Below are 22,100 nucleotides of genomic sequence, written 5' to 3'. Positions count from 1 at the left end.
ATTGAGCCTAACTTAAATGTTAAATGTCGATGCCAAGACTGCCGAACAAGCAGCGCTGTAACGGAGAATATAATGAAACTGCCCATTTACCTCGACTATGCGGCTACCTGCCCGGTAGACCCACGCGTTGCCGAACAGATGATGGAATGCCTCACCCCTGATGGCATTTTTGGTAACCCCGCTTCTCGCTCGCACCGTTTCGGTTGGCAGGCAGAAGAGCGGGTTGATATCGCCCGTAATCAAATTGCCGACTTGATCAATGCAGACCCGCGCGAGATTGTCTTTACCTCTGGCGCCACTGAGTCTGATAACTTGGCCATCAAAGGTATTGCTAACTTCTACGGTAAAAAAGGTAAGCACATTATTACCTCTAAAACCGAGCATAAAGCGGTGTTAGACCCTTGCCGTCAGTTAGAGCGTGAAGGTTATGAGGTTACCTATTTAGAGCCTCAGTCAAGCGGTCTGTTTACGCTCGAGCAAATCGAAAACGCCATGCGTGATGACACCATCTTGGTGAGCATCATGCACGTGAATAACGAAACGGGTGTTATTCAGGATGTGAAGGCGATTGGTGAATTATGCCGCAGCCGCAAAATCATGTTCCACGTGGATGCTGCACAAAGCGTCGGTAAAATTGACGTCGACGTGAATGACATGAATATCGACTTGTTATCGATTTCTGCTCATAAAATTTATGGTCCTAAAGGCATAGGCGCGCTGTATGTTTCTCGCAAGCCCCGCGTGCGCTTAGAAGCACAGATGCACGGTGGCGGTCACGAACGCGGCATGCGCTCTGGCACCTTGGCCACACACCAAATTGTGGGCATGGGTGAAGCACTGCGCATTGCTAAAGAAGAAATGCACAGTGAAGGCGAGCGAATCTTAGCCTTACGACAGCGCCTATATAACGGCTTAAAAGACATCGAAGAAGTCTACGTTAATGGCCATGCTGAGCAAAAAGTGCCGGGCATCCTGAATATTAGCTTCGCGTACGTTGAAGGTGAATCACTGATCATGGCGTTGAAAGACTTAGCCGTATCGTCTGGTTCGGCTTGTACCTCAGCCAGCCTTGAGCCTTCGTATGTGTTGCGTGCTTTGGGTCTAAACGACGAATTAGCGCACAGCTCAATTCGCTTTAGTATCGGCCGTTTTACTACCGAAGCGCAGATTGACTACGCCATTACACTGGTGAATGAAGCTATTGGCCGCCTGCGTGACATGTCTCCATTGTGGGAAATGTTTAAAGACGGAATAGATTTGGATCAAGTTGAATGGGCACACCACTAAGGTTTAAACCCTGGGTGTCTAACCATTAAGCATTGGGTGAGGATAAAATCATGGCTTACAGCGAAAAAGTAATAGATCACTATGAAAACCCCCGTAACGTCGGCGGTTTTGACAAAAACGACCCCACCATTGCCACTGGCATGGTAGGCGCACCGGCCTGTGGCGACGTAATGAAGCTGCAGCTTAAAATCAACGATGCGGGTATTATTGAAGACGCCAAGTTCAAAACCTACGGTTGCGGCTCGGCCATTGCTTCAAGCTCTTTGATCACCGAATGGGTGAAAGGTAAGAGCATAGAAGAAGCAGGCACCATCAAAAATACCGATATCGCCGAAGAACTGGCCTTGCCGCCGGTAAAAATCCACTGCTCTATTTTGGCAGAGGATGCCATTAAGGCAGCCATCGAAGATTATAAGAAGAAGAAAAACTTAGCGTAAACGGAGACACCATGGCGATCACCATTACCGATGCAGCGGCACACCGCGTGCAGACTTTCTTGAATAACAGAGGCAAAGGCTTAGGCTTACGCTTAGGGGTGAAAACCTCTGGCTGCTCGGGCCTGGCCTATGTGCTGGAATTCGTCGATGAACTGTCTGAAGGCGATCAAGTGTTCGAGCATGGCGATGTTAAAGTGATCGTCGATAGCAAAAGCTTGGTGTATCTCGACGGTACCCAACTCGACTTCGCCAAAGAAGGCTTGAATGAAGGCTTTAAATTCATCAACCCTAATACTGATGGCGAATGCGGTTGCGGCGAAAGCTTTAACGTTTAAGCATTTGGTATAATAGGACTTGGCATGACAGCACTCGGTACAATAGGCTTGGGTACAACGGCACAAACCATGAACTACTTTGAGCTATTTGGCTTAAGCGTACAGTTTGAGCAAGACAGCCAAGCGCTAGCCGAGATTTATCGTGGGCTGCAAATGCAGTTTCACCCCGATAAGTTTGCCGCACACCCTGAGCGAGAGCGTCTGCAGGCGGTACAACGTGCCGCCTATATTAACGATGCTTACACCACGCTTAAACAGCCCCTAAATCGCGCCGAATATTTGTTGTCTTTGCAGGGCGTTGCGCTCAATGCGGAGCAGCAAACGCTCAAAGATCCGCTGTTTTTAATGCAGCAGATGGAATGGCGTGAGCAGCTCGAAGAGCTGGGTGAAGCAACCGACGTATTTGCCGCCATTATGGCCTTTGAACAAGAGTTGCAGCAGGCGACGAGCGATTATTATGCCCAGCTTGCTCAGCAACTGGCGATTGCCGACTGGCAAGCCGCCGCCGATACGGTACGTAAACTTAAATTCATGACTAAGCTGCATGCCGAACTCGAACGTTTGGAAGATGCGCAGCAGGACTTCTAACCCTAATGGCATTACTACAAATTTCTGAGCCGGGTCAAAGCGCGGCACCGCATGAGCACAAGTGGGCCGTAGGCATTGACTTGGGCACCACTAACTCCTTAGTGGCCGTGGTACGCAGCGGCGTGCCCGAAACTCTGGTTGATGAACAAGAACGCGACTTGCTGCCCTCTGTGGTGCACTACGGCCCGCAAGCCTTGCGGGTGGGTTTTGACGCCAAGCGCGAAGCCGACCAAGATCCTCAATATACTATTTCCTCCGTTAAACGCTTACTGGGCAAAGCCTTGGCTGATATTCCACGCCATCGCTTACCTTATGTGTTTAATGAAAATAATAACGGCTTAATCAGCCTAGATACGCCACAAGGTCCGGTTAACCCGGTACAAGTGTCGGCGGAAATCCTCAAAGTGCTGGCGGCGCGTGCCGAGGCAAGCCTTGGCAATCCAGTGCAAGGTGCGGTTATTACCGTGCCCGCTTATTTTGATGATGCCCAGCGCCAAGGCACCAAAGATGCGGCGCAATTAGCGGGCTTACAGGTATTGCGCCTGCTTAACGAGCCGACCGCAGCCGCCATTGCTTATGGCCTGGACTCCGGTCAAGAGGGCGTGATTGCGGTGTTCGACTTAGGTGGTGGCACCTTCGATATTTCAATTTTACGACTGCATCGCGGCGTATTTGAAGTGTTGGCTACCGGTGGCGATTCCGCTCTGGGCGGCGATGACTTTGATCATATGTTGGCTGATTGGATCCAACAGCAAGCTAATCTCACCGAGCTTAGCCCCAGCCAGCAGCGTAATTTGCTGGATGTGGCCTGTGCCGCCAAGCAAAGCCTGACGGATCAAGATTCAGTCCAAGTTAGTTGGCAAGGTTGGCAGGGCAGCTTAAGCCGTGATGAGTTTGACGCGCTAATTTTACCTTGGGTTAATAAAACCCTGATGGCTTGTCGCCGCGCCTTAAAAGATGCGGGCGTCACGGCTGCTGAAGTCCAAGAAGTGGTGATGGTGGGTGGTTCTACTCGGGTGCCCTTAGTACGCACTCGTGTGGGTGAGTTTTTTGCCACCGAGCCGTTAACCAGTTTGGATCCGGACAAAGTAGTTGCCATAGGTGCGGCCATTCAGGCGGATGTGCTGATTGGCAATAAGCCCGATAGCGATATGCTATTGCTGGATGTGATCCCGCTGTCATTGGGTCTTGAAACTATGGGCGGTTTGGTCGAAAAGGTGATCCCACGTAACACCACTATCCCTGTGGCGCGTGCGCAGGAATTTACCACCTTTAAAGACGGGCAAACGGCGATGGCCATTCACGTGGTCCAAGGCGAGCGCGAGCTGGTCGCCGATTGTCGCTCTTTGGCCCGCTTTAACTTGACCAATATTCCGCCGATGGCTGCTGGTGCGGCGCACATTAAAGTGACCTTTCAGGTGGATGCCGACGGTCTGTTGTCGGTCAGTGCCATGGAGAAATCATCAAACGTGCAGGCGGCTATTGAAGTGAAGCCTTCTTATGGTTTAGATGAAGCCGAGATTAGCCAAATGCTGACCGCTTCTTTTGAGCATGCACAAAGCGACATAGATGCGCGCATGCTGGCCGAACAAAAGGTAGAAGCGGCACGAGTCATTGAAAATATTAACAGTGCGCTGGCCGCAGACGCTGCTGCGTTACTGAGCGAATCAGAGCTGGCCAACATTGTGGCCAGTGTCGACTTGCTTGCACAAGCCGCCAGCGGTGACGATTTGGCGGCCATTAAGCGGGCCGTCGAGAAAACAGACCAACAAACGGCTGACTTTGCCGCCCGACGCATGGATGCATCCATTCGTCGGGCCTTGGCCGGACAACGAGTAGATAAGGTGTAACTATGGCCAAGATTGTATTTTTGCCTCATGCCGAGCTGTGCCCAGAGGGCGCCGAGGTTGAAGTCCTGCCCGGTGAAACGGTATTGGACGCGGCACTGCGCAATGGTATTGATATTGAACATGCCTGTGAAAAAGTCTGTGCTTGTACCACCTGTCATATTATTGTGCGCGAAGGCTTTGATTCACTGAATGAAAGCACTGAGTTAGAAGATGACATGTTGGATAAAGCCTGGGGCTTAGAGCCAGAGTCACGTCTGGGTTGCCAAACCCGCATCATCGACGAAGACTTAGTGATAGAGATCCCTAAGTACACCGTCAACATGGTGTCTGAGAGCCAATAATCGGAGCAAAGCTATGAGCCTTAAATGGACCGACAGTCGAGAAATCGCGCTCGACTTATTAGAAGCTTATCCAGATACGGATCCTAAAACCGTGCGCTTTACTGACTTGCATCAGTGGATTTGTGAGTTAGACGGTTTTGATGACGATCCTAAGCGCTCCAATGAGGGCATTTTAGAAGCCGTGATCATGATCTGGATGGATGAATTTGATTAACGGCTACTGTTAGCTGTGAGGGGTGAAGAGTAAAGCGTGAGGTGGAAAAACGCTCAAGCTTGTTCTTTAACCAACATCTAAAGCCACAGTTTTATAACTGTGGCTTTTTAGGATAAAATTTAGGTAAACGACAGGCGTAAAAATTAAATTAGCGCTAAGCAGTGTTAACTGAGGCGGCTTTTACGTATAATTGCGCCGTTTTCATACCTAAACCCTTGGGTTAATCTATTAAGGAATCAAGATGGCTATCGAACGCACTTTTTCTATCATCAAGCCTGATGCAGTAGCAAAAAACTTAGTTGGCGCTATCTATCAGCGCTTTGAAGCTGCGGGTCTGAAGATCGTAGCTGCAAAAATGGTACACCTAGATAACGCTAAAGCAGAAGGTTTCTACGCTGAGCACAGCGAGCGTCCTTTCTTTAAAGCACTGGTTGATTTCATGACTTCAGGTCCTGTTATGGTTCAGGTGCTGGAAGGCGAAAACGCTGTACTGCGTCACCGTGAAATCATGGGTGCAACTAACCCAGCTGACGCGTTGGCCGGTACTATCCGTGCCGATTACGCTGACAGCATTGACGAAAACGCCGTTCACGGTTCAGATGCTCCTGCTTCTGCTGCCCGTGAAATCGCGTACTTCTTCAGCGATGCTGAGCTGTGCCCACGCACGCGTTAATCGCTATTTTGCTGTAAGTAAGCAGATAGATAAAAGGAGCCTCGGCTCCTTTTTTGTTTGCCCAGCAAAGCTGGCAAATCCAGTGGACTGAAAGAAATCCACATCACGACTGAGGGAAGAGAATCCGAGTGGCAAGGGCGTTCGCACTGCTGCGAAGCAGAGCTTCGGTCAGCGCTCACCGAGCCAACGACTGGGTCTGAAGGAAGCCATAGGAAGTTTGGAGTACACAACGCAAGCAAACCTATGTCGGCAGCGTGAGGGCGGTAAGGGTGCCAAATAATGCGAAGCCTAATACTCAGTCAGACTCACGCTGTGCTTGAGAGTGGAATTCCAAACAGGGAGACAGTGCAGTAACTGGGGAAGCTTGGCATCAACTTCGGCCGTGTGCCGGCCACAGCCGCACAAGAGATGACTCGAGGTGACTGTGGATGTGATGTGTTTGAGCGCCACAAATGCTGCCCTTCGCTCTTTGTTGAGTGGGCGTTTGCTTAGCACGACTAGGCTACACCCCCACCCGCCGTGATAAAACGCATTTAACTCGAACAAAACTTAACCGCGCAAGGTCAACAGACCCTAGCTTGTAGCAGTGTTATGAAGCCGGCTTAAGTCGGCTTTTTTATGCTTAACTTTTGTGCTTAATATCTGCCAAGTGATTACTCGTGGGTTAAGTGCAAGCAATGCGGGTACTGCTGGCAAGATGGCGTTAATTTCTGTACAATTTTGCGCCCTAACGCTCTGTTCAAAAAGCAAGAGGCAACCGAATGAGTGAAAAAAAAATAAACCTGCTGGATCTGGATCGTGATGGCATACGTGCGTTCTTCGATGAACTAGGCGAGAAGCCATTTCGAGCTGATCAAGTGATGAAATGGATCTATCACTTCGGTTGTGACGACTTTGAGCAGATGACCAACATCAACAAGGTGTTGCGCGCTAAGCTACAAGAAAAAGCCGAGATCCGCGCACCTGAAATCAGCGTCGAAAAAATCTCCGAAGATGGCACCATTAAGTGGGCCATGATGGTGGGCGACCAAGAAGTAGAAACCGTGTATATCCCAGACGGCGACCGCGCGACTTTATGTGTGTCTTCCCAAGTGGGTTGTGCGCTGGATTGCAAATTCTGCTCTACCGCTCAACAAGGCTTTAACCGTAACCTTAAGGTGTCGGAAATTATTGGCCAAGTGTGGCGCGCCGCCAGTCGCGTGGGTTTTATCCGCGACACCGGCCGCAAGCCCATTACCAACGTAGTGATGATGGGCATGGGCGAGCCGCTGCTTAACCTCAATAACGTGGTGCCCGCGATGAGCTTGATGCTAGAAGACTATGGCTTTGGTCTGTCTAAGCGCCGCGTAACCTTATCGACCTCTGGCGTGGTGCCCGCACTCGATAAGATGGCCGACATGATTGACGTGGCCTTGGCCGTGTCTTTGCATGCGCCTAATGATAAATTGCGCTCACAAATCATGCCGATCAACGATAAGTACAACATCGCCATGTTGATTGCCAGTATTCGCAATTACATCAGTAAATCGACGGCCAACCAAGGCAAGGTAACGATTGAGTATGTGTTACTGGATCACGTCAATGACGACATGCAACATGCCCATGAGCTGGCTGAGTTATTAAAAGACTTACCCTGCAAGATCAACCTGATCCCCTTTAATCCGTTCCCAGACAATGATTATGAAAGGCCAAGTAATAGCCGTATCGATCGCTTCAATAAAGTGCTGATGCAATACGGTAATACAGTGACCATTCGTAAAACTCGAGGCGATGACATAGATGCGGCTTGTGGCCAGTTAGTGGGTGATGTGATTGATCGCACTAAACGCACTCAGAAAAAACAGCTGCAGCAAGAAACTATATCCGTCACAATGGTTTAACTGCCATTATTTTGTAGCCACTATGTCGAATGTCAGGAACGATTTAGCTTATCCGAGGTCAAGCTTAGGGTGGCCAAGAGCAAGCAGAGTAGACAGCACTCGAGTCTTATTATGCTAAAGTAGCGCTGCTCGGCTGATATCCAGTTGGCAACTAGACTGGCCGCTTGATTGATAGCTCCATGGGCTGCTCAATAGACAACCTAATAGGCAAAAAATCACGTACTAGCATTAAGCATAAGATTGAATTTGGTTGCGCTGGTCGCTTGTTCCCATGCACGAATTGGCATGTTAGAGCAACAGGCCCCCAGCCCACAGTTTATGGTTAGCAGTCCGCCTCAGCGGCGCATTTGGTTTCAAGCAAACCTCAGGCGCCGCTGGGGTGGTTATTTCCAGACTCAGAACAGGCTAGGCGATTGTTATCAAATGACTATAAATGAAGCAGACACTCAGCCACAGGCTGAAGAAAAAGTAAGTCCAGGCCCAGGTCCAGGTGAAACACTGCAACAAGCCCGTGAAGCCAAAGGCTGGACCCAAGCGGAAGTAGCACGCAGATTGAATCTGCGCTTGGCCGTGATCGAGTCTATTGACAGCGATCATTACAAGGCCGGCGTGGCACTGACGTTTTTACGCGGTTACATTAAAGCTTACGCCAAAGTAGTGGGCGTGCCTGAAGCTCAGGCGTTGGCCGCGTTTGATAGCATGAGCCATGAGCAATTTAAAGCTGTCGAGCCGATGAAAAGTTTTTCCAAAAAAACTCGCCAACAAGCCAGTGATAAATGGTTAAAACGCATTAGCTGGCTGGTATTTTTAGGCCTGCTTACTTCATTGGTGTATTGGTGGTGGCATGATGGTGCCGGTCAACCCGCTCGCCATCTTGAGTCTGAAAATAACGCTGTTCAAACAGAAACTGGCTTAACCCAGCCAGTAACGACTTCGAATGAGGGCGTGTTACCCCTGAATGTCGGCACAGAAGCCGCGGCGGTAGAGTCAGACGTAGAGTCAGATGTTGCATCTGCTGATACCTCTGCTCTTGATGGTGCTATCGAACCGGTGTCAGATTCTGCCGCCGAGCCGACGGACGCTGCTGCTGAAAATGCTGTTGATGGCACAGCGGTAGATGACACGACTGTTGATAATGCGACTGTTGCTAACAAGACAAGCGGCGAACCGGCAGCCAGCGCCACCAGCACCAATGCCCGTTTACTGACCCTGAGCTTTAGTGATGACTGCTGGATTAAAATTACCGACAGCCAAGGTAAGGTACTCAGCGAAGGCGTTAAAAGCGCCCAGCAGTCATTAGCACTGGAAGGCGAGCCGCCCTTTAAGTTAATTTTGGGCGTGCCGACTGCAGTGCGTGCCGAGTACTTAGGCAAAGCTGTCGACTTATCTTCGTTTCGTGCCGGTCGGGCTGCCCGACTGACAGTGCCGCAATCTTGATCTGAGAGTACATCATGTCCTTACCTGAAACTCCCATCAAACGTCGCCTCTCCAAGCAAATTCGCGTCGGCTCGGTATTGGTCGGGGGAGATGCCCCCATTACCGTACAGACCATGACCAACACCCTGACCACGGATGTTGAGGCAACGCTTGCCCAAATTCGTGCCGTAGAAAAAGTCGGCGCCGATATAGTGCGTATCTCTGTGCCGACCATGGAAGCCGCCGAAGCATTCAAATTGATCCGCGCCGGTACCACAATGCCGCTGATCGCCGATATCCATTTTGATTATCGCATCGCGCTGCAAGTGGCCGAATATGGCGCCGATTGCCTGCGTATTAACCCCGGTAATATTGGTAATGAAAAGCGGATCCGTGCCGTGGTCGATTGCGCCCGCGATAAAGGTATTCCCATTCGTATCGGCGTTAACGGCGGTTCATTAGAAAAAGACATCCAAGAGAAATACGGCGAGCCAAATTCCGCCGCCTTGGTTGAGTCGGCGATGCGCCACGTAGACATCTTAGACAGATTGAACTTCGACCAATTTAAAGTCAGCGTAAAAGCCTCAGATGTGTTCTTAGCCGTGGGCGCTTATCGTGAACTGGCGCGCCAAATTGAGCAGCCGCTGCATTTAGGTATAACCGAAGCCGGCGGCTTTCGTGCCGGCGCCGTTAAGTCTGCTATTGGTCTGGGCATGTTGTTAGCCGATGGAATCGGCGATACCTTGCGCGTGTCCTTGGCCGCAGATCCGGTAGAAGAAATTAAAGTGGGTTTTGATATTCTCAAATCCCTGCGTATTCGCTCGCGCGGTATTAATTTTATCGCTTGTCCGTCTTGCTCACGTCAAGAATTTGATGTGATAAGCACAGTTAATGAGCTCGAACAACGGCTGGAAGACTTAGTGCTGCCGATGGATGTGTCCATTATTGGCTGCGTGGTGAATGGCCCGGGTGAGGCATTAATTTCCGACTTAGGCCTAGCGGGAGCCCAGCGCAAAAGTGCCCTCTATGAGGGTGGTGAGCGCGTGGGGCGGCTAGATAATCGCAACTTAGTGGATGTGCTAGAAGCGCGCATTCGCGCCAAGGCCGCCATGATGGACCCGAGCTCGCGCATTGCCATCAAGCAGCAAAAGTAAAACCATCAATAATATTCAGCGCGAACCTTGAGTTCGTTTCAATGCTGATGTGACTATGCATTCATTCGCCCGTCAGGGCTGGGTTTTAATTAATAGAGATACTGTTGTGGCAAAAGTTGTGGCAAAAAAGATCCAAGCAATTCGCGGCATGAACGATTGTCTGCCGGAGCAAGCACCGACCTGGCAAGCGGCAGAGTCCGCATTACGTCAGTTAATGAGCAGCTACGGTTACGCCGAAGTGCGCATGCCGATCATGGAAACCACTGGCCTGTTTCGTCGTGCCATCGGTGAAGTGACCGATGTGGTCGAAAAAGAAATGTATACCTTTGACGATCGCAATGGCGAGAGCATGACCTTGCGCCCGGAGGGTACCGCAGGTTGCGTGCGTGCTGGCATCGAGCATGGTTTGCTGTACAACCAAGAACGACGCATGTGGTACATGGGTCCGATGTTTCGCTATGAACGTCCGCAAAAAGGCCGTTATCGTCAATTCCATCAATTTGGCGTGGAAGTGTTTGGCCTGCAAGGACCAGACATAGATGCCGAATTGATCATGCTTACCGCGCGCCTGTGGAAGCAATTAGGCGTGAGCGAGCATTTAGTCTTGCAGCTCAACAGCCTTGGCCAACCGAGTGAGCGGGCTGAATATCGCCAAGCCTTGGTGGCTTACCTAGAGCAGTTTTTTGACCAGCTTGATGAAGATAGCCAGCGCCGTTTGCACACCAATCCGCTGCGCGTACTAGACAGTAAAAACCCAGACGTACAAGCGCTGTTGCATGACGCACCCGTACTTAGCGATTACTTTGGCGAAGAAACCCAAGCCCACTTTACGGGCTTAACGGCGTTACTCAGCGCCGCGGGTATCGAGTTTGAGGTTAATCCGCGCTTGGTGCGTGGCCTTGATTATTACAACCTCACGGTATTTGAGTGGGTGACCGAGAGCTTGGGCGCCCAAGGCACGGTATGTGGTGGCGGCCGTTACGACGGTTTAGTGGAGCAACTCGGTGGCCAAGCTACTCCTGCGGTAGGCTTTGCCATGGGCATGGAGCGTTTAGTACTGCTGCTCGAAACTCTTAACCCGGATGCGAGCGAGCCAGCCTTAGCCGATATTTATATCGCCATTATGGGTGACAGCGCTCAAACGGCGGGTTTTGCACTGGCCGAGCAATTGCGCGACCAATTACCCGAACTTAAAGTGCTCAGCCATTGCGGCGGCGGTAACTTTAAAAAGCAATTAAAACGTGCCGACAAGAGTGGCGCCGGTATTGCCTTGATCTTGGGCGAAGATGAAGTGGCGCGTTCTGAAGTCACGGTTAAATATTTACGCGGTCAAGGCGAGCAACAAACCTTGGCGCTGGATGAACTTATTGCACAGCTGAAAAAGGTGATCTAAGTGGACTTTAATAGCACGGAAGAACAGCAACTAGAAACCATCAAACGTTGGTGGGCAGAATACGGAAAGTCCATTATTTTGGGTGCAGTAGTGGGCTTAGGCGGTTTATTTGGCTGGCGTTATTATCAAGATCAGCAAGTCGAAACGCGCGCTGCCGGTGCGGATAACTTTGCCAATGTCAGTACTAAGTTAGCGACCCAAGGGCCCGATGCCTTTACTGAGGTCGCGGCGTTCGTTGAACAAAACCAAGGCAATAACTACGGTGAGCTTGCCGCTTTATTACTGGCAGGCGAAGCCGTAAAAGCTAATCAGCTGCCATTAGCACAGCAGCAACTAGAGCTGGCTCTGGCCGGCAGTAAAGATGCTGCGATTAGCGAGACCATACGCCTGCGTTTGGCGCGAGTGCTATTAGCTCAAGACAAGGCTGACGAGGCCCAAGCCCAGCTTAATGGCGTTAAGCAAGACGCGTTCAGTGCCCAGCGCAGCGAAATTCAAGGTGACTTGTACTCGGCCCAAGGCAATACGGATGAGGCTTATAAGGCTTACCAAGCAGCGGAAGAAGCGGGCGGTTTGAATAACAATCCGGCGCTGAAACTGAAATTGGACAACTTGGCGGTAAGTCCAACTGCTAATCCGGCACAGAGCGATAAAGTATGAGTGTACGCAAATCCTTAAACTTGCTGTTGCCAGCCCTATTGGGCTTAAGCATAGTGGCCTGCTCAAGCACGCCTGACTTAGCGCCGGCTAGCCCCTTACCGGATGTGGGTAATACCTTAAACACCAAGGCCCGCTGGTCTACGTCCATCGGCAAAGGTGTGGGTGAATATTATTCACAGCTTAAACCTGTGGTTGAAGGCGATCGTGTGTTCGCCGCCTCCCGTGATGGGGTGTTGGCCGCCTACGATAAAGAAACGGGCAAGCGCCAATGGCAGTTGCGACTCGATAAGCTAGCCATTAACGAGCAACAGCGTAGCCCGCGCATCGCCGGTGGTTTAGTGGCCGCTTATGGCAATCTCTATTTTGGCTCAGAAAATGGCCTGGTGTATGCCGTAAGCCAAGCAGACGGCGAATTGCTCTGGACGCAAACGGTAGCGGGTGAAGTATTAGCCGCACCGGCTGTGGACGATGGCAAAGTGGTGGTGCACACCAGCGCCGGCAACTTAATTGCCCTCGACTCCAGCAGTGGCGTCCAGCAATGGCAGTTGCGCAATGAGCAGCCCAGCCTGACCTTGCGCAGCCAAGCCACCCCAGTAACTGCGGGAGGCGCCGTGTTATACGGTCGTGCTGACGGTCGCTTAGGCATTGCCTTGTTGGCCAATGGTCAGCCGGTACGCGATACCCGTATCGCTAATCCGCGCGGTGCCACTGAGTTGGAGCGCATGGTGGATGTGGCGGCCAAACCGGTGATTTTGGGCGATATTCTGTTCACAATCGCTTATAATGGCCAGCTAACTGCTCATCAGTTGATTTCGGGGCAAGAATTATGGAAGCGCCAATATCAGGGCTCTCAGGATCTCAGCACCGACGGACGCCTACTTTATATCAGTGATAGCCGCAGCCACTTGTTTGCGGTCGATGCCCGCAGTGGCATGGAAGTATGGTCGAACACCGAGCTGGAAAACCGCCAGCTAACCGCATCGGTCGTGTTTGGTGATTATCTGGTGGCCGGGGATGCACAGGGTTATTTGTACTGGTTTGATAGCCAAACTGGTGTACTTAAATCGCTTCAGCGTATTGATAGTAAGGGGCTTTATGTAGCGCCTATTGTCGCCGGTAATACGCTTTATGTGCAAAGCCGCAGTGGAGATTTGTTGGCCATAGACCAACCTTGATCCCGGCAGTTAAGTGACACCACCGGCTCCTGATCCCACGATCAGGAGCCGTTATTGTTTTTTGGAGACAGATTTTATGATGCCAGTTGTGGCTCTGGTGGGTCGCCCTAATGTGGGCAAATCCACTTTATTTAACCGTTTAACCCGCACCCGAGATGCGCTTGTCGCCAACTTTCCCGGTTTAACCCGCGATCGCCAATACGGCCAAGCCAAAATTGGTGAGCTGGAATTTATTGTGGTCGATACCGGTGGTATCGATGGCACAGAAGAAGGCATAGAGCTGAAAATGGCCGCGCAGTCACTGGCCGCTATTGATGAAGCCGATGTTGTGCTGTTTATGGTTGATGGCCGAGCGGGCTTGAGCTCAGCCGATGAAGGCATAGCCGCACACTTGCGCCGTTGTCATAAGCGCACCTTGCTGGTGGTGAACAAAACCGACGGCATAGACGCCGATTCCGCCGTCAGCGAATTTTATCAGCTGGGCTTAGGCGAGGTGTACCCGATTGCCGCCACCCACGGTCGTGGCGTACTCAGCCTGATTGAAATTGCCTTAGCGCCGCAATTAGAAGAGCTGGCCGCCGAGCATGAGCAATTGGTTGCGGCCGCAGAAGCAGAAGCTGAAGAAGAAGCCGATGACGACGCGGTTGATGAGTTTGATTTCTCGGATCTCGATGAAGACCAAATTCAAGACTTGCTCGCGGTGATGGATGAAGCCAACGAAGAAGATGCTCAGCAGTTTGCGGACTTACCGATTAAGCTCGCCATCGTGGGTCGCCCCAACGTGGGCAAATCGACGCTGACCAATCGCATCTTAGGCGAAGAGCGGGTAGTGGTATATGACCAACCCGGTACCACCCGTGATTCTGTGTATATTCCGATGCAGCGTGACGAGCAAGATTACATCTTGATCGATACTGCGGGTGTACGCCGTCGCGGGCGAGTGAATGAAACCGTTGAAAAATTCTCGGTGATCAAAACCCTAAAAGCCATCGAAGATGCCAACGTAGTGCTGTTGATCGTGGACGCGCGCGAAGGTATTTCCGAACAAGACTTAAGCTTGCTCGGCTTTGTGCTGAATGCGGGCCGTAGTATCGTATTAGCGGTCAATAAGTGGGACGGGCTAGAGAATGATGTGCGCGAAGAAATTAAGCGCGAATTGGATCGTCGCTTAGGCTTTATCGACTTTGCCCGCTTGCACTTTATCTCGGCACTGCACGGCAGCGGCGTGGGTAACTTATTTGACTCGGTTAAGGAGGCGTATACCTCTGCCACCAAACGCGTCAATACGTCCATGCTGACCCGTATCATGATGATGGCGCAAGACGATCACCAGCCACCCTTGGTGAGCGGTCGTCGCGTGAAGCTGAAATATGCTCACGCGGGCGGTTATAACCCACCGCGCATTATCGTGCACGGCAACCAAGTAAAAGCCTTACCTGATTCTTATAAGCGTTACTTGATTAACTACTTCCGTCGTTCCTTACAAATTATGGGTACGCCGATACGGGTCGAATTCAACGAAGGTGAAAACCCGTATGCAGGTATCAAGAATAAGTTGACACCTAACCAGATGCGCAAGCGTAAGCGTCTGATGAAGTTTAACAAAAAGAAAAAGTAACATTTTTTTCTACTAAAAAAACGCCAGCTTAGCTGGCGTTTTTTTTGGACTAAAATCCAGCCAGAAGCAACCGAAAGTATTGATATCTGCCGTCGCTTAACCAGTTCAGTGCTGAGTGCTTGATTGTTGTTAGCGGCTTACTGCGCGCTATTTTTAAGGTCGCGAGCTCTCAGCGTTTTTTCTGGCCCGACGCTAAATGTCTTTCATCGGCTAAGATTGAATAACTGGACGGTCGGTATGGATATGGAGGCACGTATGTATAAGTCATTACTGGTTGCGATTGATGGTTCTAAACAAAGTGAAAAGGCTCTGACTTTGGCCTGTCATTTGGCTCGGCAAGATGATGCCCAGATGCATATAGTGCATGCACCTGAGGTGTTACAGCATCCCGCCATGATGACCTGGGGCATAGGGGCGGTTGCACTAGGCGATAGTCCTGAAGATCTGGAAGTCACCGGCAATAAGGTAGTAGAGCGAGCGGTACAGGAGGCGAACGCCTTAGGGGTGACGCAAGTGCAGGCGCATGTGGTTCGGGGCGAGCCGGCTCGCGCTATTATTCAAGAGGCTGAGGATCTGGGGGTCGATGTGATTGTGATGGGGTGCCGCGGCTTGGGCAATCTAGAGGGAATGGCGATGGGCAGCGTCTCGCATAAGGTAAGCCACAGTGCCAAGTGCGGCGTCATTACCGTTCGTTAACAAAAGAATCCGTTAATCGTGGAATCTGTTAATGGTGGAGACATAACGCCGAGCTAAAGATAAACCTATTTTTGCCACGGAATACACGGAAGCATAACGACAAAATAACGCCCAAAATGCTTATCTATTGTAAGCGCATTGACTCATAAATGGTCTGTTTTTGTCTTATCTTCATCTTCCGTGGCGAAGAAGTCTCAAATCTTTAAATCTAGTTTTTTTATCTGCTTTTTATATAGCTGGGGGCTATTTTTAGATTCAATTTTTTCTTACTGCTGCACTTACACCGGTACTTACGCCTGCGCTTATACAGTTGCTACAGGCGTTGAGTGATCGCTGTGATCTTGGCTAGTCAGAAAGTAGGCGTTATTACGGCGCAGTATTTTGCGCCGTACTTTTTGTAATAAAATATTGCGCCGCGAAGACCCAACGGTTTTACGCTGTTTTAATACACTATACTTTCGCTTTTGCATCCTAGGTCCTTATATGGCGGTCGCGCTGACTGATGGTCTGCGCTGTGTGTGGGAGGGTAGTAAATCTCAGCTGTTACCTAAGGTAAAGTGACATTTTGATTACGGCTCTCTATTACGATTCTTTCTTACGGTTATTTATTCTGGCTCTTGGTTGTGACTTTTTATTATGACTCCGGCAGAGACGGAGGGCTAACCGGCTCTGTTTGCGCGCTTTGGCTCGAGTCGGTGCGAGCATTATCTTGCCAGAGCAAGCTTTGATAATACTGGCGAATATTATTTACAAACTGTTTGGTTTCTCGGCCCCGCGCATAACCATAGCGTGTTTGACTGTACCACTTAGGTTGATGCAGCAGCGGTAAATTGACTTTCACTTGTGCCCAAGTATCGGGGTCTTGGCCTAATTGTTGAGTGAGGCGGCGCACATCCAGCACATGACCTAAGCCGATATTGTAGGACGCCAGCGCAAACCAGACTCGCTCGCTCTCAGGTATTGAATCCGGTAAGCGGCCCATTAACGAGGCTAAATATTGGGCACCCCCGCGAATACTTTGCTCCGCATCCAGTCGGTTTGTGACTCCCACCATTTTGGCAGTATCTTCAGTCAGCATCATCATACCTCGTACGCCGGTATAAGACTCGGCATTCGGATCCCAGTGTGACTCTTGATAGCTCATGGCCGCCAATAACCGCCAATCCAGCTCGCCCGCATGGCGCTCAAACAACGGCTGATAGCGCGGCAATAAGGTGTCTATGCGGCTTAAGAAGGTGCGAGTATCCACATAATCAAAGTGCTGTATATGACCAAAGTATTTCTCATGTAAGCGCGCCAAGGCGCCACTGTCAGCTTGCTCGGCAAAAAAATCCAGCATGGCGCCAAGTGCACTGTCGTCGGCGCGTTTATCCCACATCCAAGCCACGGACTGCGGCTCGCCTAGCGTAAAGGCTGCCTCAATATTCGGGTAATAGCGCTGGGTTCTGGCCAATAAAATATCGGCTACCATTGTGTAGTCGGTGCTATTTTCGGCCACTTGGCGCAATAAGTCTTCTTCGTCTGCATCATAGCGTGGTTCCCACTGCAGCTCGGGTAGCTCTTGTTGTAATTGATATAAGGACTGGGCTTGGCTAGAACCTGCAAGCACCGAAATAGTGCCGTCGATTTGACTCACATTCAGCGGCTTACGGGTGCCTTTGCGATGCACCAAGGTGTGCGCAATATGATAGTAGCTGGGGCTAAAGCGATAATGCTGGCGCCGCGCCGCGGTATTGGCAAGACCCGCCGCCAGCATGTCTACTTCTCCTGAGTCTAACAGGGCAAATAACGCATTTAAGTTATAAGCGGGCACCATGGACAGCTCAACCCCCAGAGAGTGAGCAAACTGAGAGGCCAGCTCATAATCCAAGCCTTCTTGCTGGCCATCGCGCAAAAAGTAATAAAGTGGATGATACAAGGTGCCCACTCGCAGTTGGCCACGGGCTTGAATATGTTCTAGTTGATTGCTGTTAGGCTCAGCGTTATCACAGCCCTGTAGCATCAGGCTTATTAATAGCAGTGTGGATAATAATACTTGGCGCAAAAGCCGACCCTCATGTTGCACTGTGGCCATTTTATAACAGAAGTTGCAGCTTGCGTCAGGCCAGCTGTGGCTTATCAGCGCAGAACTTTATTCATTAACTTAGCAAAAGCTATGATTTAACGACTTGGTTGCTGGTTATGTCGGCTTTGGCTCCCGAGAAACGGCCGCTAATAAATCACTGTTCCTTATAGGCGGGGCGTCAGAACTTGGCAAGCTGCATCGGGTAAATCACTGCGTTACTAAATTAAGGGCTGAGCCTTAAGTGAAGCCTTAATACGCGGCCTCATAAATGGGCGTCGACAGAGCAGGAGGGGAAACCTATAATAGCGCAACTTCTCATCCCCCCATTCACTCAGCTTTGAGAATTGCCACTATGGAAATACTGCGCGGCTTACCCGCCTTGTCCGGTTTTAGAACCCAAGCCTTGGTTCGCCAAGCTCAGCAACTGGCCTTACCGCTGGCTGAGATTGAAACCGAATACGTACACTTTGTTGCCCTGAACGCCAACCTCGAGGCGGACACTCGCAACACCCTCATCGACTTACTCGACAGCCCAGCCCAAGGCATAGTGCCCGCCGCTGACAGCTTGCTGGTATTGGTTACGCCAAGACCCGGCACGCTTTCCCCTTGGTCGACGAAAGCCACCGACATTGCCCATAACTGCGGCCTGCATCAGGTGCAACGTATTGAGCGCGGTATTTGCTATTACTTACGCTTTACCCAAGCGCCAAGCGGCGCCGAACTGGAAGCCATTAAAGGCTTGTTGTTCGACCGCATGACCGAAGCGACCTTTGGCGCACTCGAAGACGCAGCTTGCTTGTTTGCTCAAGCTGAGCCGGCACCGGTCAGCTCAGTGGATATTCTGGCTCAAGGCCGTAATGCCTTAGTCGAAGCCAACCTGCGCTTAGGGCTGGCATTGGCCGAAGATGAAATCGACTATCTGTTTGAGGGTTTTAGCGGCTTAGGCCGTAACCCCAACGACATTGAGCTCTATATGTTTGCCCAAGCAAACTCTGAGCACTGTCGTCATAAGATTTTTAACGCCGACTGGACCATAGACGGCGTCGAGCAGCCTAAGTCGCTGTTTAGCATGATCAAGAACACCCACAAATTAGTACCCGAGCAGGTGTTGTCTGCTTATAAAGATAACGCCGCCGTCATGGAAGGCTCCAAGGCCGGTCGCTTCTTTGCTAAGCCTGAGTCCGGTGAATACGATTACCATCAAGAAGATATTCATATCTTGATGAAGGTCGAAACCCATAACCACCCGACGGCGATCGCCCCTTTCTCCGGTGCTGCCACCGGCTCTGGCGGTGAAATTCGTGATGAAGGTGCGACTGGTCGCGGCTCTAAGCCCAAAGCTGGCTTAGTAGGTTTCAGTGTGTCTAACCTGAAAATACCTAACTACGCGCGCCCGTGGGAACACGATTTTGGTAAGCCAGAGCGCATCGTCAGCGCCTTGGACATCATGATCGAAGGTCCACTGGGTGGTGCTGCCTTTAATAACGAATTTGGTCGCCCGGCCTTGCTCGGTTATTTCCGTACCTTCGAAGAAAAAGTCTCCAGCTTTAACGGCGAAGAAGTGCGCGGCTATCATAAGCCAATCATGTTGGCCGGTGGTTTGGGTAATATTCGCGCCGAGCACGTACAAAAAGGTGAAATCACCGTCGGTGCCAAGCTGATCGTACTGGGCGGCCCGGCCATGAATATCGGTTTGGGCGGCGGTGCAGCCTCAAGTATGGCTTCTGGTGAGTCTTGTGAGAATCTGGATTTTGCCTCGGTACAGCGTGAAAACCCAGAAATGGAGCGCCGCTGCCAGGAAGTGATCGACCGCTGCTGGGCCATGGGTGATAACAACCCGATTCAGTTTATTCACGACGTGGGTGCCGGCGGTTTATCAAACGCCATGCCAGAGCTGGTGAATGACGCCAATCGCGGTGGTCGTTTTGAGCTGCGCGATATTCCCAATGACGAGCCGGGCATGAGCCCGCTGCAAATCTGGTGTAACGAGTCGCAAGAGCGCTACGTGATGTCGGTCGCCCCTGAGCGTTTGGCCGAATTTGAAGCCATTTGTCGTCGCGAGCGCGCCCCGTTCGCGGTGGTGGGTGAAGCCACCAATGAGCGTCACTTAAGCTTGCACGATACACACTTTGATAATCAGCCGATTGATATGCCGCTGGACGTGCTGTTGGGCAAAGCGCCTAAGATGCAGCGTGACGCAGCTACGGCTCGCCATCACAGCCCTGCACTGGATTTAAGCAATATCACCATCCAAGACGCCGCCGAGCGCGTGCTGACGCTGCCGACCGTGGCCGATAAAAGCTTCTTGATTACTATCGGTGACCGCACTGTGACCGGTTTAGTGGCCCGCGACCAAATGGTTGGCCCTTGGCAGGTACCGGTAGCCGACTGCGCGGTCACCGCCGCCAGCTACGATACCTATGCCGGTGAAGCCATGTCGCTGGGCGAGCGCGCACCCGTGGCACTGCTCGACTATGCGGCTTCGGCACGCCTAGCAGTGGCAGAAGCCATCACCAATATTGCAGCCACTCAAATTGGCGAGCTGAAAAACATCAAGCTATCTGCTAACTGGATGTCCGCCGCCGGTCACCCAGGTGAAGATGCAGGTTTGTATGCAGCGGTGAAAGCGGTCGGCGAAGAGCTGTGCCCTGAGTTAGAACTTACCATACCGGTGGGCAAAGACTCCATGTCGATGAAGACCAGCTGGACGGAGGAGGGCGTTGAGAAATCAGTGACTTCGCCTTTGTCTTTGGTGATCACCGCCTTTGCCCGCGTCAGTGATGTGCGCAACACCATTACCCCTTGGTTGCGTACCGATCTTGGCGACACCAACCTGATCCTGATTGACTTAGGTAACGGCAAAAATCGCCTCGGTGCGTCTGCCTTGGCACAAGTGTATCGTCAGTTAGGTGACACACCGGCTGATTTGGATAACCCAGCTCAGCTGAAGAACTTCTTCTACGCCATCCAAACCTTGGTGGCCGATAAAAAGTTACTGGCCTATCACGACCGCGGCGACGGCGGCTTATTTGCCACCTTGGCGGAGATGGCATTTGCCGGCAACACCGGTTTAGATATCGAGCTGGACTCCTTAGGTGCAGATCACTTAGCGAGCTTGTTTAACGAAGAGTTAGGTGCCGTGCTGCAAGTGCGTCAAGCAGACAAAGAAGCCGTATTAACCTGCTTAGCCGGTCATGGTTTGGCCGCCTGCAGTCATGTCGTGGGTAAGCCGAACTCGGATAACCAAGTGCGCTTCGCCTTTGCGGGCAAAGAGTTGTACAGCGAGTCGCGGGTTGAACTGCGCCGTTTGTGGTCTGAAACCAGCTTTCAGATGCAAACCCTGCGTGATAACCCTGAGTCTGCCAAAGCCGAATTTGCCGCCCAGTTGGATGCGGACAACCCAGGCTTGTCTGTAAGTTTGAGCTTCGACCCTAAACAAGACATAGCCGCGCCCTTTATTGCTAAAGGTGTGCAGCCGCGGATGGCGATTTTGCGTGAGCAAGGTGTCAACTCCCACGTGGAAATGGCCGCCGCCTTTGACCGCGCCGGTTTTGCCGCCGTGGACGTGCATATGAGCGACTTACAAAGTGGTCGTTACCGCTTAGATGAGTTTGCCGGCATGGTCGCCTGTGGTGGCTTCTCTTACGGCGACGTCTTAGGTGCTGGCGGTGGTTGGGCTAAGTCGGTGCTGTTTAACGAAGCCTTGCGCGCGCAGTTTGCCGCCTTCTTTGCGCGGGAAGACGCCATTGCGCTGGGTGTGTGTAACGGCTGTCAGATGTTATCTCGCCTGCGCGACCTGATCCCGGGTGCTGCACACTGGCCGGATTTTGTACGCAACCAGTCCGAGCGTTTTGAAGCACGCTTTAGCTTGGTGGAAGTACAAGAATCCCCAAGCCTATTCTTATCGGGCATGGTCGGCTCTCGCATGCCGATTGCGGTATCTCACGGTGAAGGTCGTATTCAAACCTTGAATGCGGACGTAAATGCCATCGAAGCCAGCGGCACAGTGGCGCTGCGGTTCGTGGATCATCAGGGACAAAGCACAGAGCAGTATCCGTTTAACCCTAACGGTTCGGCGAACGGTATTACTGGCTTAAGCAATACCGACGGTCGCGTGACCATCATGATGCCGCATCCGGAGCGGGTGTTCCGCACCGTTGCTAACTCGTGGCACCCAGACGAGTGGGCGGAAGACGGCGCTTGGATGCGCATGTTCCGTAATGCCCGCAAGCACATCGGCTAGGCAGCTTAAGTCTAAATTTTTAAGCTACTACGAATAATAACAAGCCCGCTTTGATGCGGGCTTGTTATTTTCTATGTG

General features: G+C 51.5%; 18 protein-coding genes. 17 read left to right on the top strand and 1 reads right to left on the bottom strand.

What is annotated here, in order from left to right; all coding sequences use genetic code 11:
* The first annotated feature begins 72 nt into the window (after nt 1-72).
* The 16 genes from R0134_RS11970 (at nt 73) to R0134_RS11895 (ending at nt 15,714) form a co-directional block, all read left to right on the top strand.
* Nucleotides 73-1,287 (top strand): IscS subfamily cysteine desulfurase, encoded by a 1,215-nt coding sequence (locus R0134_RS11970; protein ID WP_319782180.1) that lies wholly within the window; start codon nt 73-75, stop codon nt 1,285-1,287.
* A 50-nt stretch (nt 1,288-1,337) separates the two neighbouring features.
* On the top strand, nt 1,338-1,724 hold the full coding sequence (gene iscU / locus R0134_RS11965; protein ID WP_319782179.1) for a Fe-S cluster assembly scaffold IscU: 387 nt from the start codon (nt 1,338-1,340) through the stop codon (nt 1,722-1,724).
* An 11-nt stretch (nt 1,725-1,735) separates the two neighbouring features.
* Nucleotides 1,736-2,059, top strand: coding sequence for an iron-sulfur cluster assembly protein IscA (gene iscA / locus R0134_RS11960; protein WP_319782178.1), 324 nt, complete (start codon nt 1,736-1,738; stop codon nt 2,057-2,059).
* A 69-nt stretch (nt 2,060-2,128) separates the two neighbouring features.
* The gene (gene hscB, locus R0134_RS11955; protein WP_319784364.1) at nt 2,129-2,647 is read left to right on the top strand and encodes a co-chaperone HscB; all 519 of its coding nucleotides are present in this window, start codon (nt 2,129-2,131) and stop codon (nt 2,645-2,647) included.
* Nucleotides 2,648-2,652: 5 nt separating this feature from the next.
* A complete protein-coding gene (hscA, locus tag R0134_RS11950) occupies nt 2,653-4,497 on the top strand; it encodes a Fe-S protein assembly chaperone HscA (RefSeq protein ID WP_319782177.1) in 1,845 nt (614 codons plus the stop codon).
* Between the two features lie 2 nt (nt 4,498-4,499).
* Nucleotides 4,500-4,838, top strand: a complete 339-nt coding sequence (gene fdx, locus R0134_RS11945) for an ISC system 2Fe-2S type ferredoxin (protein WP_319782176.1) — start codon at nt 4,500-4,502, stop codon at nt 4,836-4,838.
* Between the two features lie 13 nt (nt 4,839-4,851).
* A complete protein-coding gene (gene iscX / locus R0134_RS11940) occupies nt 4,852-5,052 on the top strand; it encodes a Fe-S cluster assembly protein IscX (RefSeq protein ID WP_319782175.1) in 201 nt (66 codons plus the stop codon).
* A gap of 241 nt (nt 5,053-5,293) precedes the next feature.
* Nucleotides 5,294-5,725, top strand: coding sequence for a nucleoside-diphosphate kinase (gene ndk / locus R0134_RS11935; protein ID WP_319782173.1), 432 nt, complete (start codon nt 5,294-5,296; stop codon nt 5,723-5,725).
* Between the two features lie 761 nt (nt 5,726-6,486).
* Nucleotides 6,487-7,605, top strand: coding sequence for a bifunctional tRNA (adenosine(37)-C2)-methyltransferase TrmG/ribosomal RNA large subunit methyltransferase RlmN (locus R0134_RS11930; protein WP_319782171.1), 1,119 nt, complete (start codon nt 6,487-6,489; stop codon nt 7,603-7,605).
* Between the two features lie 423 nt (nt 7,606-8,028).
* Nucleotides 8,029-9,042 carry a cytoskeleton protein RodZ gene (gene rodZ / locus R0134_RS11925; RefSeq protein WP_319782170.1) on the top strand — a complete coding sequence of 338 codons (1,014 nt, stop codon included), beginning with the start codon at nt 8,029-8,031 and terminating at the stop codon, nt 9,040-9,042.
* 14 nt (nt 9,043-9,056) lie between these two features.
* Nucleotides 9,057-10,175 carry a flavodoxin-dependent (E)-4-hydroxy-3-methylbut-2-enyl-diphosphate synthase gene (gene ispG / locus R0134_RS11920; protein WP_319782169.1) on the top strand — a complete coding sequence of 373 codons (1,119 nt, stop codon included), beginning with the start codon at nt 9,057-9,059 and terminating at the stop codon, nt 10,173-10,175.
* Between the two features lie 118 nt (nt 10,176-10,293).
* A complete protein-coding gene (hisS, locus tag R0134_RS11915) occupies nt 10,294-11,568 on the top strand; it encodes a histidine--tRNA ligase (RefSeq protein WP_319782168.1) in 1,275 nt (424 codons plus the stop codon).
* On the top strand, nt 11,569-12,225 hold the full coding sequence (locus R0134_RS11910) for a YfgM family protein (RefSeq protein ID WP_319782166.1): 657 nt from the start codon (nt 11,569-11,571) through the stop codon (nt 12,223-12,225). It begins immediately after the preceding gene.
* Complete coding sequence (gene bamB, locus R0134_RS11905) at nt 12,222-13,400, top strand: outer membrane protein assembly factor BamB (RefSeq protein ID WP_319782164.1); 1,179 nt, start codon at nt 12,222-12,224, stop codon at nt 13,398-13,400. The genes R0134_RS11910 and bamB overlap by 4 nt, the downstream gene beginning before the upstream one ends.
* 76 nt (nt 13,401-13,476) lie before the next feature.
* Nucleotides 13,477-15,018 carry a ribosome biogenesis GTPase Der gene (der, locus tag R0134_RS11900; RefSeq protein ID WP_319782162.1) on the top strand — a complete coding sequence of 514 codons (1,542 nt, stop codon included), beginning with the start codon at nt 13,477-13,479 and terminating at the stop codon, nt 15,016-15,018.
* A 255-nt stretch (nt 15,019-15,273) separates the two neighbouring features.
* On the top strand, nt 15,274-15,714 hold the full coding sequence (locus R0134_RS11895) for a universal stress protein (protein ID WP_319782160.1): 441 nt from the start codon (nt 15,274-15,276) through the stop codon (nt 15,712-15,714).
* Between the two features lie 634 nt (nt 15,715-16,348).
* Here R0134_RS11895 and mltF read toward each other — a convergent pair.
* A complete protein-coding gene (gene mltF / locus R0134_RS11890; protein ID WP_319782158.1) occupies nt 16,349-17,758 on the bottom strand; it encodes a membrane-bound lytic murein transglycosylase MltF in 1,410 nt (469 codons plus the stop codon).
* Nucleotides 17,759-18,131: 373 nt separating this feature from the next.
* Between mltF and purL the strand changes: the two genes are divergently transcribed.
* Nucleotides 18,132-22,022 (top strand): phosphoribosylformylglycinamidine synthase, encoded by a 3,891-nt coding sequence (gene purL, locus R0134_RS11885; RefSeq protein WP_319782156.1) that lies wholly within the window; start codon nt 18,132-18,134, stop codon nt 22,020-22,022.
* Nucleotides 22,023-22,100: the final 78 nt, after the last annotated feature.

This window comes from Oceanisphaera sp. IT1-181, assembly GCF_033807535.1.
Lineage (GTDB): Bacteria > Pseudomonadota > Gammaproteobacteria > Enterobacterales > Aeromonadaceae > Oceanimonas.
The sequence above is the reverse complement of the archived record's forward strand: the minus strand, read 5'-3'. Positions and strand labels throughout refer to the sequence as shown.

Excerpts from the sequence above, each read along its gene's own strand:
- fdx (WP_319782176.1), top strand. The coding sequence starts at position 4,500 with ATGGCCAAGATTGTATTTTTGCCTCATGCCGAGCTGTGCCCAGAGGGC.
- iscX (WP_319782175.1), top strand. The coding sequence starts at position 4,852 with ATGAGCCTTAAATGGACCGACAGTCGAGAAATCGCGCTCGACTTATTA.
- R0134_RS11895 (WP_319782160.1), top strand. The coding sequence starts at position 15,274 with ATGTATAAGTCATTACTGGTTGCGATTGATGGTTCTAAACAAAGTGAA.
- iscA (WP_319782178.1), top strand. The coding sequence starts at position 1,736 with ATGGCGATCACCATTACCGATGCAGCGGCACACCGCGTGCAGACTTTC.
- iscU (WP_319782179.1), top strand. The coding sequence starts at position 1,338 with ATGGCTTACAGCGAAAAAGTAATAGATCACTATGAAAACCCCCGTAAC.
- hscB (WP_319784364.1), top strand. The coding sequence starts at position 2,129 with ATGAACTACTTTGAGCTATTTGGCTTAAGCGTACAGTTTGAGCAAGAC.
- rodZ (WP_319782170.1), top strand. The coding sequence starts at position 8,029 with ATGACTATAAATGAAGCAGACACTCAGCCACAGGCTGAAGAAAAAGTA.
- R0134_RS11930 (WP_319782171.1), top strand. The coding sequence starts at position 6,487 with ATGAGTGAAAAAAAAATAAACCTGCTGGATCTGGATCGTGATGGCATA.
- ispG (WP_319782169.1), top strand. The coding sequence starts at position 9,057 with ATGTCCTTACCTGAAACTCCCATCAAACGTCGCCTCTCCAAGCAAATT.
- ndk (WP_319782173.1), top strand. The coding sequence starts at position 5,294 with ATGGCTATCGAACGCACTTTTTCTATCATCAAGCCTGATGCAGTAGCA.
- bamB (WP_319782164.1), top strand. The coding sequence starts at position 12,222 with ATGAGTGTACGCAAATCCTTAAACTTGCTGTTGCCAGCCCTATTGGGC.
- purL (WP_319782156.1), top strand. The coding sequence starts at position 18,132 with ATGGAAATACTGCGCGGCTTACCCGCCTTGTCCGGTTTTAGAACCCAA.
- der (WP_319782162.1), top strand. The coding sequence starts at position 13,477 with ATGATGCCAGTTGTGGCTCTGGTGGGTCGCCCTAATGTGGGCAAATCC.
- R0134_RS11970 (WP_319782180.1), top strand. The coding sequence starts at position 73 with ATGAAACTGCCCATTTACCTCGACTATGCGGCTACCTGCCCGGTAGAC.
- hscA (WP_319782177.1), top strand. The coding sequence starts at position 2,653 with ATGGCATTACTACAAATTTCTGAGCCGGGTCAAAGCGCGGCACCGCAT.